The organism is Pseudoalteromonas sp. S3776, from assembly GCF_005886915.1.
In the GTDB taxonomy this organism is placed as follows: domain Bacteria; phylum Pseudomonadota; class Gammaproteobacteria; order Enterobacterales; family Alteromonadaceae; genus Pseudoalteromonas.
In genome coordinates this window covers 1-386 of record NZ_PNCU01000197.1, presented here as the reverse complement: position 1 = coordinate 386, position 386 = coordinate 1, and the positions used below count along the sequence as shown (strand labels likewise).

The 386-nt window shown below is 54.1% G+C and carries 1 protein-coding gene; it reads left to right on the top strand.

Annotated elements, in window-relative coordinates; all coding sequences use genetic code 11:
• On the top strand, positions 1 to 298 hold a 298-nt coding region (locus CWC16_RS19615; protein WP_138542702.1), incomplete at its 5' end, for a zinc ribbon domain-containing protein.
• Positions 299 to 386: the final 88 nt, after the last annotated feature.

The window sequence follows — 386 nt, the reverse complement described above, 5'->3', positions numbered from 1 at the left end:
CTGGCATTCCCTCGTCACCAAGCTCGACTACAAGGCGAAACAGGCCGGTAAACATCTGGTGAAAATTGACCAGTGGTTTGCCTCGTCGAAAGTCTGTTCCTGCTGTAATCGAAAGCAAGAGGAAATGCCGCTCAATGTCAGGTCATGGACGTGCGATTGCGGCGCTGTCCATGATCGGGACATTAACGCCGCCATCAACATAAAGCGGCAGGGCATTTTGAAGTTAAAGGCGGAAGGGCTGTCCGTCTCTGCTGATGGAGGCAAGCGTAAGTCCGGCACACTGCCGGTTGCTGCCTGAGAAGTCAGAAGCCCCGCCCGACAGGGCGGGGAGCAGTCACCCAGTGCTTCTGAATATCAATTGGAAGTTGATAGGATTAAAGGCAGCG